Source organism: Bradyrhizobium sp. USDA 3240 (genome assembly GCF_054063295.1).
The window spans coordinates 7004991-7022405 of the sequence record NZ_JBSSGD010000002.1; the positions used below are offsets into that span (position 1 = coordinate 7004991).

Consider the following 17415-nt stretch of genomic DNA (forward strand, 5'->3'; position numbering starts at 1 on the left):
CGGGAGCATTGACGGGCGATGTTACCCCTCTATGACAACGGCATGACCGCTGTTTCACGCAAGCGCGCGGACTGTGCTAACAAGCGCTGACAAGATCAAAAAAGGAGACGCCGATGATTTCGCTCACGCCAAAGGACGTCCTGCCGGAGGACGGCACCGCCGGCACGCTGGTTGGACGGGTCTGGCTGCCGCAGGCCGGCGGACCCGCCGTGGTCGCGGTGCGGGGCGACGGCGTGTTCGACGTCACCGCGCGCTTCCCCACCGTGAGCGCGTTGTGCGAGGAAGCCGATCCTGCAGCCGGGTTGCGTGGCACGCGCGGCGAGCGGATCGGCGATTTCGAGGCGATCCTCGCCAACACGCCGCCCGACGGCCGCGACAAAACGAGGCCGCATCTGCTCGCGCCGGTCGACCTGCAAGTGCTGAAAGCCGCCGGCGTCACCTTTGCGATCTCGATGCTGGAGCGCGTGATCGAGGAGCGGGCGCGCGGCAATCCATCGTCGGCGGAGGCCATCCGCAAGGAGGTGGTGCGCCTGGTCGGCGACGATCTCTCCAAGCTGAAGCCGGGCTCCGAGCAGGCGATGCGGTTGAAGCAGGTGCTGATCGACCAGAACGCCTGGAGCCAGTATCTCGAGGTCGGCATCGGTCCCGACGCCGAAGTGTTCACCAAGGCGCCGACGCTGTCCTCGGTCGGCACGGGCATGGATGCCGGGCTGCATCCGAAATCGACCTGGAACAATCCGGAGCCGGAGGTCGTGCTCATCGTATCCGGCACCGGCAAGATCGTCGGCGCCGCGCTCGGCAACGACGTCAACCTGCGCGATTTCGAGGGCCGCTCGGCGCTGTTGCTGTCGAAGGCCAAGGACAACAACGCCTCCTGCGCGATCGGCCCGCTACTCCGGCTATTCGACGGGACCTTCTCGCTCGACGACGTCAGGAAGATGGACGTCGGCCTCACCGTGAAGGGCGCCGACGGCTTCGTGCTCGAGGGTCATTCCTCGATCAGCAAGATCAGCCGCGACCCGACCGATCTGGTCGCCCAGACCATCGGCCCCGTGCATCAATATCCTGATGGATTTGCGCTGTTCCTCGGCACGATGTTCGCGCCGGTCAAGGACCGCGACGCCAAGGGCGAAGGCTTCACCCACAAGCGCGACGACATCGTCACCATTGCCGCGCCGCAGCTCGGCAAGCTCGTCAACCGCATGCGGGGCAGCGACGAATGCGAGCCCTGGACCTTCGGCGTTGGCGCGCTGATGAAGAACCTCGCGCAGCGCAAGGTGCTGTGAGGAGGAGCGCAGCGCGTAGGGTGGGTTACGCTTTCGGCTAAACCTACCCTACGCGCTACGCGACGACGTGCTATTGTGTTTGCCGTCGCCACCGGTGTTGTCGAACATGTTCAGAAACCTGCGCGGCAGATCAATCGCGTGCTGCAACTTGAGGGCGCGCGGATGCATGAAATTCGCAGCGACCGCTTGTCGCGCCCTTATGTGATCCAGTTCATCCTCGTTTGCGCTGCTTCGCTTCAGCATACTGGCTCGGCGCGAACAGAAGGAGTCGCGGACATGAGCGAGCAGCCATCGAATGGAATGCCTGATTGGCTCACGACCGACATGCTGGTGATTGCCGTTGCACTGGCCATCATCGTGGTTGGCATGTGGATTGCGCCGTAGCCTCCGGCTGGTTGCCCCGCTGGGATATCGCGGGTGGTGTCACCGCCATACGCGCGAGGCGATGGCAAGTCCTACAAGCCGATCATCCGGAAGATCATGCCGCCGATGTTCGGGCCATGACGGTGATGGCGGCGATGATGACCTCGCGCCGGCTCGTCGCCGCCTGCGGCGGTCATTGCGGCGTTGGCGATCCTGCCGCCGTCCCGCTCGGGGCCAACAGCGTCGAACGCGGCCTTCTGCTCGTCGCTGAGCGCGCTGTAGAAGCTGTCCAGCGCCGGACGCACCGTGCCGATCGCCTGCAGCATCGAATCCAATCTGGCTTCGGCCGCGGCAAGGCGTGCCGGCGGCGTGCGTGCGTCGGTGGGCGGGCAGGACGATTTCAGGGTGTCCTCGGCTTTTGTCGCCGCATCGCGCAAGGCATCGAGGCTCGCCCGCTGCGCGTCGGTCGGCTTGACGTCGCGTTCGATGACCTCGCCCGGCCAAACGATGGTCGCGGGCTGCGCCGTATTGCAGTTTCCGTTGTCCGCCGTCGCCTCACGCCTGGTGCGGCGCTGATCCGCTGCCAGCGCCGTCACCTTGGCTTTCTGGTCGTCGCTGAGCAGCCCGTAGAACTTCTGCAGCGCCGGCTGAAGAATGCCGACCGCGTCGCGCATGGCCTGGAGGCGCTGCTGCATCGCGACGAGGCGGCTCGGCGCGGTCAGCGGCACGTCCCTGGGACATGAATTGAGAATGGTCTCCGACGCCTTCTGCGAGGCGCTGGCGAGTTCGTCGAGCGCTGCGCTCTGCTCCGCATTGGGCTGAATGGCGCTGCGGAATTGCTCGATCGGGAAGCCCGCGATGTCGCTCCTGTCGCTGCCGCACATGTCGGCGAGCGTCGTCGTCGCAGCCGCGCGGTCGCTGTTGGACGCGGTCGGCTGTCGCGAGCTGCCGCGGCTCGGCAGGTAATCGGCATAGCCGCTCAGGGCATTGTAATCGTACGGGCCGAACAGACCGGTATAGATGTCGCCATAGCCATAGTCCCAGAAGTATGGGTCGTAGTCATCGCCCCACCAGGCATAGTCATAGAGATCGTAATAGGCATAGGGCCAGAATACCGGACCGACCCAGCCGAACCCGCCATGCGGATGGCGCCACCACCAGCCGCCATTGCGGTTGTGATATCCCCAAGCCGCCCTGGCGGCGGCCGTCATGATCGCGGCGCGCGCCATCGGATTCCGCAAACCGCCCGGTCTCTGCATCGCGGTGCGGATCTGATGCGAGGCCAACGAGTGGCCGACAGCGTTCGCATTGTGGCGCATCGCGGCGGGCGAGGCGGCATGACGGCCGGCGGCTAGGCTCGGCGCGACGCGCGCGGCATGAGCGGCGGGCCGGAATTGATTATGACGCGCGCCGGAGCCACCGCTGAGCCTCATGCCTCCCCTTGCAGCGGGATGGATGGTGTGAAAGCCGCCGCCACGCGCGCCGCTGGCATGAAATCCACCGCCGTGGAAACCGCCACCGTGGAAGCCGCCTCCGCCGCCATGAAATCCGCCCCCACCACCATGAAAGCCGCCACCGCCATGACCTCCACCACCGTGGCCACCGCCGCCACCGCGAGCGGCATAGGCGCTGCCCGCGAACAGCGCGGCCGATGCCGCGACTGCGAGGATCGCGGCGAGCGCCAGCACGGTATGTTTGCAGCGGGCAGCCCTCAGCATCTGTCCTCACCCTTCGGATAGTCAGTGATGCCTGACATCAACATCGAACGCCGCCGCCGGGTTCCCGCGGGCGATCCGGTCGCGACGATTTAATTTGCAGCATCGTCGTCCTGGCGAAGGCCAGGACCCATTACCCCAATTGTTCGTCGTTGCATGACGCTAGGGCCAGTTTCCCTTCACAACCAAATTCGGTGGTTATGGGGCCTGGCTTTCGCCAGGACGACGCGGTGGTGTTGGCCCGATTGGAGTTACCAACCAACGCCCTCACACCGGCAATGCCGTCGAATACTTCACCTGGCTCAGCGCAAAGCTCGACTCGATCGAGGCGATGCCGTCGAGCCGGGTCAGCTTGTTCTTCAGGAACGCTTCATAGGAGGAGAGGTCGGCGGCGACGACGCGCAGCAGATAGTCGCGGTTGCCGGTCATCAGATAGCACTCGAGCACCTCATCCCATTTCGAGATCGCGCGCGCGAAGCGGTTGAGGTCTTCCTCCTTCTGGCGCGCGAGCTTGATCGAGATGAAGACCGAGACGTGCAGCCCGAGCGATTTCTGGTCGACGGTCGCGATGTAGCGAGAGATCACGCCGCGCTCCTCGAGCAGCTTGACCCGGCGGTGGCAGGGCGACACCGACAGCCCGACCTTGTCGGCGAGTTCCTGCATGGTCATGCGGCTGTCGGTCTGGAGCAGACTCAGGATCTTGCGGTCGATGGCGTCGAGGGCAGGCATTGGGATGAACTCGCAGGTGAGGGCCGGATCGTGGGAATTTATCCCAATTTTTCCTGTGCTGTCGCGCGGAATTGAGATTTTCGGCGGTCGCCGCGGCAGTAACATCCGACATATTCGCCCGGAGTATTGCCATGGGAATCGCGCCTGAACGCCTCGACATGCTCACAGCCCTGGCCCGCAAGGTGCTGTGGCTGTCGTCGTGGACCATCCACCACGCCAACCATGTGCGGCCATCTGCCGACGGGCTGAAAGTCGGGGGCCATCAGGCCTCGTCGGCCTCGCTCGCCAACATCATGTCGGCGCTGTATTTCTCGGTGCTGCGTCCGCAGGACCGCGTCGCGGTGAAGCCGCATGCGAGCCCGGTGTTCCATGCGATCCAGTATCTGTTCGGCCACCAGACCCGCGACAAGCTGGAGAACTTCCGCGGCTACAAGGGCGCGCAGTCCTATCCGTCGCGCACAAAGGATGTCGACGACGTCGATTTCTCCACCGGCTCGGTCGGGCTCGGCGTGGCGCAGACGCTGTTCGCCTCGCTGGTGCAGGACTACGTCAAGGCGCATGGCTGGATGCAGGACCGAGCCGAAGGGCGCATGATCGCGCTGGTCGGCGACGCCGAGATGGACGAGGGCAACATTTTCGAGGCGCTGCTCGAGGGCTGGAAGCACGGTCTGCGCAACACCTGGTGGGTGGTCGACTACAACAGGCAGTCGCTCGACGCGGTGGTGCGCGAGGGGCTGTGGGCCAAGTTCGAAACCATGTTCCGCAATTTCGGCTGGGACGTGGTGATCGTGAAATACGGCAAGCTGATGCTCGAGGCGTTTGCCGAGCCCGGCGGCGAGGCGTTGCGGCGCTGGATCGACAATTGCCCGAACCAGATGTACGCGGCGCTCTGCTTCCAGGGCGGGGCTGCGTTCCGCAAGCATCTGCGCGACGATATCGGCGACCAGGGCGACGTGTCGGCGCTGATCGAGCGCCGCAGCGACGACGAGTTGCTGGCGCTGATGTCGAACCTCGGCGGCCACGACATGGCGAGCATGATCGAGGCCTTCGAGGCGATCGATCATGATCGGCCGGTGTGCTTCATCGCCTACACCATCAAGGGCGTTGGCCTGCCGATGCAGGGCCACAAGGACAACCACGCCGGCCTGATGACCGTGGCGCAGATGGAGAAGTGGCGCGCCGCGCAGAACATCCGCACCGGCCACGAGTGGGACAAGTTCGAAGGCCTGTCGCAAGAGCCCGCGAAGCTCGAGGCTTACCTCGCCGCCGCGCCGTTCAACCGCGAAGGACGCCGCCGGCTCTCGGCGCCCGCAATCGACGTGCCGGAGCGACTGGCCTTCAAGGCCTCCGCGCAGATGTCGACGCAGCAGGGCTTCGGCCTCGTGCTGCATGAGCTCGCGCGCGGCGACAGCGAGCTTGCGTCACGCATCGTCACCGTTTCGCCGGACGTCACGGTGTCGACCAACCTCGGCGCCTGGGTCAATCGCCGCGGCCTGTTCGCCAAGGCGGAGAACCACGACCTGTTCCGGCAGGAGAAGATCCCGTCCGCCTACACCTGGGAATATTCGCCGAAGGGCCAGCACCTCGAGCTCGGCATCGCCGAGATGAATCTGTTCATCATGCTCTCGGCGCTCGGCCTGTCGCAACAGATCAACGGCGCGCGGCTGCTGCCGGTCGGCACGCTGTACGACCCCTTCATCGAGCGCGGCCTCGATGCGCTGAACTACGCCTGCTACCAGGATGCCCGCTTCATGGTGGCCGCGACGCCGTCGGGCATTTCGCTGGCGCCGGAAGGCGGCGCGCATCAGTCGATCAAGACGCCCTTGATCGGGATGGGACAAGACGGGCTCGCCTCGTTCGATCCGGCCTTCGTCGATGAACTTGCCGTGATCATGGGCTGGGGCTTCGGCCACATGCAGCGCGAGGGTGCTGAGGGAGGTTCGGTTTACTTGCGACTCTCGACCCGGACGCTGGAGCAACCGCAGCGGATCATGACGCCGGACCTGCAGCGCGACATCACCGATGGCGCCTATTGGATGCGCAAGCCGGGCCCGAACTGCGACATCGTTGTTGCGTATACCGGCACCGTCGCGCCGGAGGCGATCGAGGCGGTCGGCCTGATCGGCGAGAGCCACCGCGATGTCGGTCTCCTGGCGGTAACCTCGGCCGACCGGCTCTACGCCGGTTGGTCCGCCGCACGGAATTTACGCCGCGACCGCCGCGGCGCGCAGCATTTGAGTCATATCGAGCGCATGCTGGCGCCGCTCGGCCGCGACTGCGGCATCGTGACCGTGATCGACGGCCATCCGGCCTCGCTCGGCTGGCTCGGCAGCGTGCGCGGCCACCGGGTCGAGGCGCTCGGCGTCGAGCATTTCGGCCAGACCGGGACGATCGGCGACCTCTACCGGCACTATGGCATCGACGCCAACGCCATCATCGACGCGGCGGAAAGCGTGTCGATCGGCGCGCCGGTGCGGCATCGCAAGATGGCGGTGTGACGAGGGACCTCTCCTCATCGTCATCCCGGCGCAGGCCGGGATCCAAAACCACAAGTGGTAGCAAGTAAGCGCGGCTCGTTCTAACAGGACCCATTACCGATTGCCGTCGGTGGTTATGGGCCCCGGCCTTCGCCGGGGCGACGAAGCCAACCTTGCCACCGGTGCGGCAGCGACATTATATGCCGTGGGCGTGCACGAGCCGCGCCCCGCATATGGCGGGTTCAATTCGCCCTGCTTTCGTGCAAGGATGCCTGCCGAACGCTTTCCGTTCCCCTTATCCATACGCCCCCTACAAGAGGTTTCCGATGGTCAATCGTATGCAATTCTACATCGATGGCGCCTGGGTCGATCCGGTCGTCAAAGGCAAGTCTACCCCCGTCGTCAATCCGGCGACTGAAGAAGCGATGTATGAGATTGCGCTCGGCTCCAAAGCCGATGTCGACAAGGCAGTCGCCGCCGCCAAGCGCGCGTTCGAGACCTATTCCCAGACCAGCCGTGAGGAACGCGTCGCGCTGCTCACCAAGGTCGTCGAGGTCTACAAGGGCCGCATGAAGGAGATCGGCGCGGCCGTCTCCGACGAGATGGGCGCCCCGCTGCCGATGGCCGAAAAGCTGCAGGCCGGCGCCGGCCTCGGCCATCTCATGAACACCCTCGAAGTGCTCAAGAAGTACGAGTTCGAGGAGACCATGGGCACCGCCGTGATCGTGCGCGAGCCGGTCGGCGTGATCGGCATGATCACCCCCTGGAACTGGCCACTCAACCAGATCGCCTGCAAGGTCGCGCCCGCGCTCGCCGCCGGCTGCACCATGATCCTGAAGCCGTCGGAGTTCACCCCGACCTCGGCGCTGATCTTCGCGGAAATCCTCCATGAAGCCGGCGTGCCGAAGGGCGTGTTCAACCTCCTCAACGGCCTCGGCCCGGAGGTGGGTGCTGCGATGAGCGAGCATCCGGACATCGACATGATCTCGTTCACCGGTTCGACCCGCGCCGGCGTCGATGTCGCCAAGCGTGCGGCGCCGACCGTGAAGCGCGTCAGCCAGGAACTCGGCGGCAAGTCGCCGAACGTGATCCTCGAGGGTGCCGACCTCGCCAAGGCGGTGACCGGCGGCGTGATGCACATGTTCAACAACTCGGGCCAGTCCTGCAACGCGCCGTCGCGCATGATCGTGCCGCTCTCCAAGATGAAGGAAGTGGCCGCGATCGCGAAGGGCGTCGCCGACAAGACCAAGGCCGGTGATCCGCGCGCCGACGGCACCACGATCGGTCCCGTGGTCAACCGCGGCCAGTGGGACAAGATCCAGGCGCTGATCCAGAAGGGCATCGACGAGGGCGCAACGCTCGTCGCCGGTGGCCCGGGCCTGCCCGAGGGCGTCAACAAGGGCTTCTATGTCCGCCCGACCATCTTCGCCGACGTCACCAACGACATGACGATCGCCCGCGAGGAAATCTTCGGACCGGTGCTGACCATCCTCGGCGCCAAGGACGAGGCTGAGGCGGTGAAGATCGCCAACGACACACCCTATGGTCTCGCCGGTTACGTCTCGGCCGACACCGTGGAAACCGCGCGCCGCGTCGGCCGCCAGATCCGCGCCGGCAACGTCAACCTGCAGGGCGTGCCGAACGAGCGCTCCGCGCCGTTCGGCGGCTACAAGCAGTCCGGCAACGGCCGCGAGTGGGGTCGTTACGGTCTGGAAGAATATCTCGAGGCCAAGGCCGTCGCTGGCTACAACGCCGCGTAAGCCGAGCCACGAGAGTCAACATTTGGCGCCGGGGCAGGTAACTGCTCCGGCGTCAGACATTTGGGGATGCAAGGTTTTGAGAGTTCGAGTCTAGCGACGATTACGACCGCAGGTTCTTCGTCATTGCGAGCGAAGCGAAGCAATCCATCTTTCCTCACGCGCGGAAAGATGGATTGCTTCGTCGCTTCGCTCCTCGCAATGACGTTCCGTTTAGCCCCCGAGCGCGCCTTGGGTGTTGACGTAGAGCGCATAGATCGACTGGCTCGCCGCCATGAACAGGCGGTTGCGCTTCAGTCCGCCGAAGCAGAGGTTGGCGCAGCGCTCCGGCAGCGCGATGCGGCCGATCATGACGCCGTCGGGCGCGAACACCACGACGCCGTCGAGCTCGGGGTCGCCCATGCCCCAGCCGCACCACAGATTGCCGTCGATGTCGCAGCGCATGCCGTCGGGCGTGCCGGGGCCGGCGTCGATGAACACGCGCTTGTTGGAAATCGTCTTGCCGTCGGCGGAGACGTCATAGGCCAGGATCTTGCGGTTCGGCTCGCCGCGGGATTCCACGACGTAGAGGATCTTCTCGTCCGGCGAGAAGCACAACCCGTTCGGGCCGAGCACGCCCTCGGCGACGATGCTGGCCTTGCCGGTTTCGGGATCGAGCCGGTAGACGTTGGGCTCGATCTCCGGATCGGCCTTGTAGCCCTCGTAATTGCCGAGCAGGCCGAAGATCGGATCGGTGAACCAGATCGCGCCGTCGGATTTCACCACGACGTCGTTCGGCGAGTTCAGCCGCTTGCCGCCGAAGGAATCGATCAGCACCGTAATCGATCCGTCATATTCGGTGCGCACCACACGGCGACCGCCATGCTCGCAGGTGATCAGCCGGCCCAGACGGTCGCGGGTGTTGCCGTTGGCGAAGTTCGACGGCTTGCGGAAGATGCTGACCGCGCCGGTCTCTTCCTCCCATTTGAGGATGCGCTGGTTCGGGATGTCGCTGCACAACAGATAGCGGCCGTCGCCGAACCACACCGGACCTTCGGCCCAGCGCAGGCCGGTGGCGATGCGCTCAACGGCGGAGAGTTTTAGCCAGTATTTCTCGAAGCGCGGGTCGAGCGCGTGGATCGCGGGATCGGGATAACAGGTCGCGGGACGCCAGCCGGCGGAATGAACATCGGACATTTGCTGTTCTCGTTGTTGTGTTTCGATGGTGTTTCCTTGAGCGCATGGTTTGCTATCATTGTCGGCCTGCGACCGCAATTCGACTGCAGCAAACAGGAAAGACGAGGGACGGCATGCCACGCATATTGATGACCGGCGCATCGGGGGGGATCGGCACGAGCCTGCGCAAGCTGCTGCCGCCGATCTATCCGGATCTCTTGCTGAGCGACATCAAGCCGCCCGCCGATCTCGGCAGCAACGAGAAATTCAAGGCGGCCGATCTCGCCGACCTCGCTGAGGTCGAGGCGATCTGCGAGGGCGTCGACGGCATCCTGCATTTCGGCGGCTATTCGGTCGAAGGTTCCTGGGATGCGATCCTGCAGGCCAACATCATCGGCGGCTACAATCTGTTCGAGGCGGCGCGCAAGAAGGGCGTCAAGCGCGTGATCTTCGCCTCATCCAATCACGCGGTCGGCTTCTATCCGCGCCATCACCGTATCGGCACCGACGTTACCGCGCGGCCGGACAGTCGTTACGGGGTGAGCAAGGTGTTCGGCGAGGGCGTCGGCGCGCTCTATGCCGACAAGCACGGCATCAAGGTGACCTGCATCCGGATCGGCAATTTCGGCGAGGCGCCGCTCGACCACCGCAGGCTCTCGATCTGGCTCAAGCCCGAGGATCTGGTTCAGCTCTGCCGCATCGGGCTCGAACATCCCGACATTCATTTCGAGGTGCTGTACGGCGCGTCCTACAACGAGCGCTCGTGGTGGGACAATCACCGCGCCTACGATCTCGGCTATCGTCCGAGTGGCCGTGGCGAAGACTTCCGAGAGCACGCGATGGCCGAGCAGGCCAAGCTGCCGCCCGATCCCATCGGCGATTATTACCAGGGCGGCACGTTCTGCAGCACGGAGTTCGATGGCGACAGGACGAGGGTGATCGACTGGAAGAAGTGATCAGTCGTCGCACTGCGGCAGCTGCTTCACCGCTTCGGTGTGCTCCCGTTGCGCCTCGCTCGAGCTTTGCCCGGATGCCTTGGGCGCGCTTCCGGGCCCGTCATAGGTCTGGGAAAAATGCGCAAGCGGGAAGTTGAGGCTGATCTTCTGCCCGGTCAGGTTCTTCGCTTCCACCACGATCGCTTGCGCGTGCTTCAGCCGCTCGATCAGCTCGCCATTGGCCTCCAGCGTGCCGCCGCAGCCGAGCGTGTAGCAGTGCGTCCTGGCGACCTGCATCGGCTCGTCCTGATCGATGCGGAGGCTGATCGTGCCTTCCAGCATGGTCCGCGTGGCGACATTGGCGGTGAGCAGCGCGCGCGTGCTGCTCTGTGGCGAGACGCTGATGGTGCCGCCCGACGGCGCGCACTGGCCGCGCGCTGCGGCGGCGACGAAGCAGCTCGCTTCGGTCAGGCAGGTCTTGGTCCAGGGCTCATAGGTGAGCTCGGTCGCGCGCGGATCGGCCGCGTCGGCAATTCCACCGAGTGCGAGCTGCACGGCGAACGATCCCATCAACAAAGCCACGTAACGCATCGCCGTCTCCTTCGCGAGGAAGGCCGCGTATCGCGCTATTGCGGCTTTTTGTCGTTGGAGATGCGGACGAGATAATCCGCCTTGCTGTACTGCATGTGATCGACGCAGAGCTGCGCCAGCGCCCAGCTGTCACGGCCTTTCAGGAGCTCGATCATCAATTCGTGCTGGCGGCGCGACAGCGCAAGACCCTCGCTGTCGGCGAGGTTCTTGGCGCGCATCGGCAGCGTCAGGTTCATGTAGTCCTGCAGCGAGCGCACCAGGTAGGGATTCCCGCAGGCGGAGAACAGCGCGAGGTGGAACGCATCGTTGGTCTCATGGATTCCGCGCATGTCTTGCGCGTCGGCCTTGATACAGTAATGCCGTTGCAGCTCGCTCAATTGGTCGATCAGGCTGTCCGGCGCGGGGAGGGTGATCATTAGCGCGGCCTGGCGCGTGAGCATCTCGCGCACCTCGTAGATCTGCCGCACCTCTTCGGCGGAATAGAACCGCACCGTGGCGCCGACATTCTTCTCGCGCAGTACGATGCCTTGGTGTTCGAGCTGGAATAGCGCCTGGCGCACGAAATGCCGGCTCGCGCCGTAGCGCTGCATCAGGGTATCCTCGACCAGCCGCAGGCCGGGCGCGAAGCGGCCGAAGATGATGTCCTCCTCCAGCCGGCGGATCACTTCCGCCTGCTCCTCCTCCCGCGAGGGGGCCTGGAGTTCGGGCAAGATGGGTTCGGCTGTCATGCGCGCTCGGCTTCGGGTCGATATCGGAGGTCAGCATGACGCCATGGCTATTGTCAATAATGGGGGCGATTTTGCCGCAGACCAGCCGCGCTCTACCGCCAGATTATCTCATATTGACAATAATTCTCGCCGCTCCTTAAGTGCGGCCGAACAACCACGGGAAGAGAAGAAAATGGCCGACGGACTTCGCAAGGGACTGACCAGCTATGGTGACGCCGGCTTCTCGCTGTTCCTGCGCAAGGCGTTCATCAAGGCGATGGGCTATTCGGATGATGCGCTCAATCGCCCGATCGTCGGCATCACCAACACCTACAGCGACTACAATCCCTGCCACGGCAACGTGCCGCAGATCATCGAGGCGGTGAAGCGTGGCGTGATGCTGTCGGGCGCGATGCCGTTCGTGTTCCCGACCATCTCGATCGCCGAGAGCTTTGCGCATCCGACCTCGATGTACCTGCGCAACCTGATGGCGATGGATACCGAGGAGATGATCCGCGCCCAGCCGATGGATTCGGTGATCGTGATCGGCGGCTGCGACAAGACCCTGCCGGCGCAGCTCATGGCCGCCATCAGCGCCGATCTGCCGACGGTTGTGATCCCGGTCGGCCCGATGGTGGTCGGCCATCACAAGGGCGAGGTGCTCGGCGCCTGCACCGACTGCCGCCGGCTATGGGGTAAGTATCGCGCCGGCGAGATCGACGATGTCGAGATCGAGGCGGTGAACGGCCGCCTCGCGCCGTCGGTCGGCACCTGCATGGTGATGGGCACGGCTTCCACCATGGCCTGCATCACCGAGGCGCTCGGCCTGTCGCTGCCGATGAGCGCGACGATCCCGGCGCCGCATGCCGAACGCTTCCGCTCCGCGGAGGCCAGCGGCCGCGTCGCCGCCGAGATGGCGAAGACCAAGGGACCGAAGCCGAGCGAGATCCTGACACCGTCGTCGTTCCGTAACGCCCAGGTCGTGATGCAGGCGATCGGCGGTTCGACCAACGGGCTCATTCACCTCACGGCGATTGCCAACCGTTCGCCTTACAGGATCGATCTGGAGGCTTTCGACAGGCTCGGCCGCGAGGTTCCGGTGCTGGTCGACCTCAAGCCCTCAGGTGAGCATTACATGGAGCATTTCCATCACGCCGGCGGTGTGCCGAAGCTGATGGCCCAGCTCGGCGATCTCATCGACCTCGATGCCAGGACCATCACCGGTCAGACCCTGCGTGAGGTTGTGGCCGGCGCGGAGGACGTCCCGGGACAGGACGCGATCCGCTCCAAGGCGAACCCGATCAAGTCCGAAGGCGCGATGGCGATCCTGCACGGCAATCTCGCGCCGCGCGGTGCCGTCATCAAGCAGTCGGCGGCGAGCCCAAAGCTCTTGCAGCACACCGGCCGTGCCGTGGTGTTCGAGTCGGTCGAGGACATGACGCTGCGGGTCGACGATCCCGCGCTCGATGTGACCGCCGACGACGTGCTGGTGCTGCGCAACGCCGGCCCCAAGGGCGCCCCGGGCATGCCGGAGGCGGGTTACCTGCCGATCCCGAAGAAGCTCGCGCGCACCGGCGTGAAGGACATGGTCCGTATCTCCGATGCGCGGATGAGCGGCACGGCGTTCGGCACCATCGTGCTGCACATCACGCCGGAGTCCGCCGTCGGCGGTCCGCTCGGCCTGGTGCGCAACGGCGACATGATCCGGCTCGATGTTGCCAAGCGCAGCATCGATCTCTTGGTCGACGAAGCCGAGTTGCAGAAGCGTCGCGCCGCGCTGACCCCTGCCGGCACGCCGGACTGGGCCAGGCGCGGCTACGCGCATCTCTTCAACGAGACGATCCTGCAGGCGGACGAGGGCTGCGATTTCGACTTCATGCGTGCCAAGGGGAAGTAGCACGCGTCTTTCGACGAAATTACCGAATTGTCGATAATTCCGGCGATGCAGTGCACGAGAACGCCTGCAGTCGTCTAATTCCTTCTGTTTTATTGACAATCCCGCGGGACTGGTGGGATGATCGCGTCAATCAAAAACAGGGGGAACGTCGCGATGGGCTATTCAGCCAGGATCGTCGGGATCGCCATGGCCGCGGCAGCGCTGCTGCTGACGGCGCGCGCCGGCGCGCAGGAGGTCAAGCACTTCCGCTTCGCCTATGACCAGCCGCGCAACACCGGCTATTCGGTCGCCGGCGATCTGTTCGCCGAGAAGCTCAAGGAATTGAGCAAGGGGACGATGATCGTCGACCAATATCCCGGCGCGCAACTCGGCCAGGAGCCGCAGCTGCTGCAGCTCGTGAAATCAGGCGATATCGAGTTCGCGATCGTCTCCTCCGCCAACACGGCGACGATCTCGCCGCAGGCCGGCGTGATGTCGCTGCACTTCCTGTTCCGCAACGACGCCCATGTGATCAAGGCGCTGGCGGACCCGCAGGTGTTCGACGCCATCCGGACGATGATCGACGAGACTGCGCAGGGCCTGCATGTGATCGGCACCGGTTCGCAGGGCGTCCGCCACATCTACAGCAAGAAGGAAATCCACAACGTCGGCGACCTCAAGGGCGTGAAGGTCCGGGTGCAGGCGACCGCGACCGAGGACACCATGTTCCCGGCCTATGGCGCGCAGACGGTTCATATGCCGTTCGGCAGCGTCTACACCTCGCTGCAAACCGGCGTGGTCGACGCCGCCGAGAACAGCATCAACGTCTATCTCGTCAACAAGCACTATGAGGTCGCGCCGGTGCTGTCGATCACCGAGCACGAGGCCAACAATGCGCTGCTGTTCGTCTCCGACAAGCTGTGGCAGAGCCTGTCCGCCGAGCAGAAGCAATGGGTGCAGGCGGCCGCCAACGAGGTCAGCGCCAAGGAGCCGCAGAAGGCCTTCGAGCTCGAGCGGAATGCGCTGACCAAGCTGAAGTCGTTCGGCGTCAAGGTGGTCGATGACGTGGACAAGAAGAGTTTTACCGCGATCGCCGATCCCTATCTCGACAAGCTCGCCAAGGAACTCGGCCCGCATGCGGAGAAGATCAAGAACCTGATCCGCGCGGTTAACTAGCCCACTTCATGCGTCGTCCCGGCGAAAGCCGGGACCCATACGCCGCGGCCCGTCCATTGAAGCGCCAGGCCGCCGTTCTTTCTCAAAGCAACAGGCGCCGGTGGTTATGGGTCCCGGCCTTCGCCGGGACGACCTACGAGGACGGAGCATTCGATGGCCATCGCCGACAGACTGGTGCTGCAACGGCAGCGGCACCTGAAATGGCGGGCGCTGGACCGGCTCGAGCTGATCCTGATGATGCTGTGCGGCCTGTTGTGCTTCGGCTTCTCGCTCTCGGTCACCGCCGACATCGTCACCCGCACCATCGGTCATCCCTGGCTCTGGCTGCAGGAGGTGACCTCGACGCTGTTCATCTACGCGATCTTCATTGGCGCTGCGGTCGCGACCAGGCGCAACGATCATCTCTATCTCACCGCGCTCTCGGAGGCGATGCACGGCCGGTCGCGGCTGGTCGTCGAGATCGTCATCCGACTGGTGGTGCTGGGCGTCGCCTTTTGCCTGGTCTGGTACGGTTATCAAAATTACCTCCGCGGCTTCGGTAGTTTCCGGCTGCCGTCCGGCACGCCGATCGCCTCGCTCTATGCGGTGATCCCGCTGTCCGGCATCCTGATCGGCCTGTTCACGGTCGAGCAGCTCGTCAACGGCATCCGTAACGGCTTTGATCATCCGGAGCCGCCGGACGAGGATCTTGCGATTCCCGCGATCAACAGCAGCGCGACCACGGGAGTGCAGCCGTGAGCGCACCGGTCGTGCTGGTGCTGATGTCGTCCTGCTTCCTGTTCTTCGGTTATCTCGGCGTGCCCGTGCCGTTCTCGCTGATGGCCGGCGTGTTCGTCGGCGCAATGCTGTCGGACGTCTCGCTTGCCGCGATCATTCAGAAAATATTTGACGGCGTCGATTCCGAGGCGCTGCTTGCGATCCCGTTCTTCCTGCTGGTCGGCGAGCTCATGAGCTCGGCGAATGTCGTGGTCCGCATTGCCAACCTGTCGGTCTCGCTGGTCGGGCACATCAGGGGCGGGCTATCACAGGTCGTCGTCGTGTTCAGCATGTTCTTCTCGGAAATGTCGGGTTCGACCACAGCCGACGTCGCCGTGATGAGCCGTGCGCTCGGCGGGCCAATGCGGCGCGAGGGCTATGAGCCGGCCTTCATCGCCGCGATCATCGCCTCGGCTTCGACCATCGCGGCGCTGGTGCCGCCGAGCATCACCGCCGTGGTCTATGGCGCGGTCGGCAATGTCTCGATCGCCGGCCTGTTCATGGCCGGCGTCGTGCCCGGGTTGATGATCGGCTTCGGGCTGATGATCTATTGCTATTTTTTCGGTCCGTCAGGCCTGCGCAAGCCGCGCGCGCCGCTGCGCCAGATCGCATTCGCTGCCGGCGACGCCGCGCTGCCGCTGATGATCCCGGTGATCCTGCTCGGCGGCATCCTGACCGGCTGGTTCACGCCGACCGAGGCCGGCGTGGTCGCAGTGGCCTATATCATCCTCGTCGTGATCCCGGCGCTGAACCGCGGGCACCTGAAGAAGATCCCGTATGATTTTTGCCTCGCCGGCCTGATCTTCTCGCTGCCGCTGATCACGATCGGGGCTGCGAACGCTTTCGGCTGGATGTTGGCCTATCTGCGCGGCGCCATCTACATCGCCGACTGGATCACCTCGATCGCCGGCAACGATCCGCACCTCATCATGCTCTTGATGGTGCTGCTGTTCACCGTGGTCGGCGACTTCATCGAGCCGGTGCCGACCATCATCATCTTCATGCCGCTGGTGAACGCGCTGACCCAGGCCGGCGACATCAACGGCGTGCATATGGGCGTCGTGCTGATCGCGACGCTCGCGTTCGGCCTGATCACGCCGCCCTACGGGCTCGTGCTGCTGATGGCCTCGAAATTCGTCGGCGTCAGCTTCGCAAAGGCACTGCGGGCGGCGCTGCCGATCTACGTCGTTTTCCTGGTCACGATCTGCTTCACGATCTATTTTCCGAAGGTCGTGCTGTGGCTGCCCAAGCAGGTGATCCCGGAATCGGTCGGCTGCTTCAAGGCGCCCGGCGGCACCGGATACATCTGCCCGAACTAATCGATCTGCTCCACCTTCCAGCCATCGCCGTTCCGTGCATAGCGGAACGGCGTCCCATGACGGTTCTCGAAGAAGCCTCCGCACAGCACCTGCGCTACCGCTTGCATCACGCCATCGTGGCAGACGAACAGGATGTCGGCGGCCGGATGCCGATCCTGCCACGTCGCTACGCAACGCAGCGCGCGTTCGGACACCGCGGGCCATGGTTCGCCATCCGCAGGAAGGACCGAGGTGATGTCATCCATCGCGGTGATGCCATGCTGTTGCATCGTCTCACGGATCGACTGGCCCTCGAGGCTTCCGAAATCGCACTCGATGATGCCGGCATCGATGTTCACCTCTTTGCCCAGCGTTGCCGCCACGACCTCCGCCGTCTGGACGGCGCGGCGCAGCGGGCTTGCGACGATCGCGGCCATCGCAACGCCCGCAAGCCGCTGGCCGGCGACGCGCGCTTGCGCGATGCCGGCCTCGTTCAGGGCATTGTCGGTCAGGCCCTGAAAGCGGCCTTGCTTGTTCCAGTCGGTGGTCCCGTGCCGGAGGCACAGGAACGAGCGCGAAGGAAGCGCCACGCGA

15 protein-coding genes are annotated in these 17415 nt (G+C 64.6%); 9 read left to right on the top strand and 6 right to left on the bottom strand.

Features of this window, described 5'->3' with window-relative positions:
• The first annotated feature begins 113 nt into the window (after nt 1-113).
• Together ACVIGA_RS33710 and ACVIGA_RS33715 are read left to right on the top strand one after the other, a co-directional pair.
• Nucleotides 114-1286 (top strand): fumarylacetoacetate hydrolase family protein, encoded by a 1173-nt coding sequence (locus tag ACVIGA_RS33710; RefSeq protein ID WP_456669403.1) that lies wholly within the window; start codon nt 114-116, stop codon nt 1284-1286.
• 75 nt (nt 1287-1361) lie between these two features.
• Complete coding sequence (locus tag ACVIGA_RS33715) at nt 1362-1670, top strand: hypothetical protein (protein ID WP_456669404.1); 309 nt, start codon at nt 1362-1364, stop codon at nt 1668-1670.
• A gap of 71 nt (nt 1671-1741) precedes the next feature.
• Here the strand turns inward: ACVIGA_RS33715 and ACVIGA_RS33720 are convergent, their stop codons facing one another.
• Nucleotides 1742-3367 carry a Spy/CpxP family protein refolding chaperone gene (locus tag ACVIGA_RS33720; protein ID WP_456669405.1) on the bottom strand — a complete coding sequence of 542 codons (1626 nt, stop codon included), beginning with the start codon at nt 3365-3367 and terminating at the stop codon, nt 1742-1744.
• Nucleotides 3368-3631: 264 nt separating this feature from the next.
• On the bottom strand, nt 3632-4093 hold the full coding sequence (locus tag ACVIGA_RS33725; protein ID WP_024579268.1) for an Lrp/AsnC family transcriptional regulator: 462 nt from the start codon (nt 4091-4093) through the stop codon (nt 3632-3634).
• Nucleotides 4094-4224: 131 nt separating this feature from the next.
• On the opposite strand from ACVIGA_RS33725, the gene ACVIGA_RS33730 reads away from it, so the two are divergent.
• Complete coding sequence (locus ACVIGA_RS33730; RefSeq protein ID WP_456669406.1) at nt 4225-6591, top strand: transketolase; 2367 nt, start codon at nt 4225-4227, stop codon at nt 6589-6591.
• 305 nt (nt 6592-6896) lie between these two features.
• Complete coding sequence (locus ACVIGA_RS33735; RefSeq protein ID WP_223968086.1) at nt 6897-8330, top strand: aldehyde dehydrogenase family protein; 1434 nt, start codon at nt 6897-6899, stop codon at nt 8328-8330.
• A gap of 210 nt (nt 8331-8540) precedes the next feature.
• Here the strand turns inward: ACVIGA_RS33735 and ACVIGA_RS33740 are convergent, their stop codons facing one another.
• Nucleotides 8541-9503, bottom strand: a complete 963-nt coding sequence (locus tag ACVIGA_RS33740) for an SMP-30/gluconolactonase/LRE family protein (protein WP_223968085.1) — start codon at nt 9501-9503, stop codon at nt 8541-8543.
• 113 nt (nt 9504-9616) lie between these two features.
• On the opposite strand from ACVIGA_RS33740, the gene ACVIGA_RS33745 reads away from it, so the two are divergent.
• Nucleotides 9617-10438: an NAD-dependent epimerase/dehydratase family protein gene (locus tag ACVIGA_RS33745; protein WP_456669407.1), complete on the top strand. Its 822-nt coding sequence runs from the start codon at nt 9617-9619 to the stop codon at nt 10436-10438.
• Here ACVIGA_RS33745 and ACVIGA_RS33750 read toward each other — a convergent pair whose 3' ends face one another.
• Together ACVIGA_RS33750 and ACVIGA_RS33755 are read right to left on the bottom strand one after the other, a co-directional pair.
• Nucleotides 10439-11008, bottom strand: coding sequence for an invasion associated locus B family protein (locus ACVIGA_RS33750; RefSeq protein ID WP_456669408.1), 570 nt, complete (start codon nt 11006-11008; stop codon nt 10439-10441). It lies immediately after the preceding gene.
• Between the two features lie 35 nt (nt 11009-11043).
• Nucleotides 11044-11736, bottom strand: coding sequence for a GntR family transcriptional regulator (locus ACVIGA_RS33755; RefSeq protein ID WP_456669409.1), 693 nt, complete (start codon nt 11734-11736; stop codon nt 11044-11046).
• Between the two features lie 172 nt (nt 11737-11908).
• Between ACVIGA_RS33755 and ACVIGA_RS33760 the strand changes: the two genes are divergently transcribed.
• From ACVIGA_RS33760 to ACVIGA_RS33775, 4 genes are all read left to right on the top strand, one after another.
• A complete protein-coding gene (locus tag ACVIGA_RS33760) occupies nt 11909-13612 on the top strand; it encodes an IlvD/Edd family dehydratase (RefSeq protein WP_456669410.1) in 1704 nt (567 codons plus the stop codon).
• Nucleotides 13613-13765: 153 nt separating this feature from the next.
• A complete protein-coding gene (locus ACVIGA_RS33765) occupies nt 13766-14767 on the top strand; it encodes a TRAP transporter substrate-binding protein (protein WP_456669411.1) in 1002 nt (333 codons plus the stop codon).
• Between the two features lie 153 nt (nt 14768-14920).
• Entirely contained in the window at nt 14921-15505 is a 585-nt protein-coding gene (locus tag ACVIGA_RS33770; RefSeq protein WP_456669412.1) for a TRAP transporter small permease, read from the top strand.
• Entirely contained in the window at nt 15502-16842 is a 1341-nt protein-coding gene (locus ACVIGA_RS33775; RefSeq protein ID WP_456669413.1) for a TRAP transporter large permease, read from the top strand. Before ACVIGA_RS33770 ends, ACVIGA_RS33775 begins: the two co-directional genes overlap by 4 nt.
• Here the strand turns inward: ACVIGA_RS33775 and ACVIGA_RS33780 are convergent.
• Nucleotides 16839-17411, bottom strand: a complete 573-nt coding sequence (locus tag ACVIGA_RS33780) for a histidine phosphatase family protein (protein WP_456669414.1) — start codon at nt 17409-17411, stop codon at nt 16839-16841. The genes ACVIGA_RS33775 and ACVIGA_RS33780 overlap by 4 nt on opposite strands.
• Between the last annotated feature and the right edge of the window lie 4 nt (nt 17412-17415).